1 protein-coding gene is annotated in these 1,009 nt (G+C 70.1%); it reads right to left on the bottom strand.

Annotated features, from left to right (window positions below):
- A partial coding sequence (locus ABD286_RS18825; protein WP_344196403.1) for a glycosyltransferase family 2 protein occupies nucleotides 1-993 on the bottom strand: 993 nt, incomplete at its 3' end.
- Between the last annotated feature and the right edge of the window lie 16 nt (nucleotides 994-1,009).

The following is a 1,009-nucleotide window of genomic DNA, read 5'->3' as shown; positions in this document are numbered from 1 at the left end:
GGCGGCCCAGGTGGTGATGGTGGTGTCGGGTCGGGTGGTGATGAAGGCGCACTCTCGCCAGGTGGCGTCGGTGACGTGGAAGAGGTGGACGTGTGACCCGTCGGGGTTCTCCAGCTCGATGTGCGCGGCGCGGGGCAGGTGGGCGCGGATCGCGTGCGCGGCGTCGTCGCGGTGGGTCCGGGCGGTGATGGTGCGGTGGACGAGGTGGTCGGGCAGGTAGGGCAGGACCTCGGCGTGCTGGGCCGGTGAGGGGCTGGGGCTGACCTGGGTCTTGGCTGCTTCCTGTCCGGCCTCGTGCCATTCCTTGGCCGTGCTGCCGGTGCGCAGCCAGGTGCCGTTGAGCTTGGCGCCTCGCCCCTGGAAGGTGGAGTCGTGGCTGGTGATCTGCCCGGTGTGCACGCGGCGAAGGTTCATCACCGATCCGCAGTGGCGCAGCCTGACTCCGGAGCGGACCATGCGCAGGCCGATGTTGTTGTCCACCGCCGAGGTGAACGACTCGTCGTAGCGGAATGCCCGCAGGACGTCGGTGCGGACCATCCAGGTCGGGTGTCCGGCGAAGCCGCCCTGGCGGTAGGCGCCCAGGAGGGTGGGGTACGGGTCGCCCCAGGAGGTGAGCTGTCCGGAGTCGTCGTCGAAGGTGACGAAGGACCCGACGCAGCCGTGCTCGCCGGCGTGGATGTTCTCGATGGATCGTTCGAGGCGCCACGGGGGCATGATGTCGTCGTCGTCCATGACGGCGGTGAACCAGCCGCGGGCTTCGTCCAGGGCCCTGTTGCGGGCGACCGAGATCCCGGCGTCGTCCTGGCGGACGTAGCGCAGGCGGGGGTCGTCGAACTCCTCGACCACGGCTCGGGTGTGGTCGCTCGAGCCGTCGTCGACGACCACGACCTCGAACGACTGGACGGTCTGGCACAGCACGGAGGAGATCGCCGTGCGCAGCATGTCGGCCCGGTTCTGGGTCGAGATGGCGACCGTGACCAGGGGTTGGTCCACCGGCCGCGCCTCGGTC

The organism is Pedococcus aerophilus, assembly GCF_039532215.1.
In the GTDB taxonomy this organism is placed as follows: domain Bacteria; phylum Actinomycetota; class Actinomycetes; order Actinomycetales; family Dermatophilaceae; genus Pedococcus; species Pedococcus aerophilus.
This window is presented reverse-complemented; position numbering and strand designations above follow the sequence as displayed.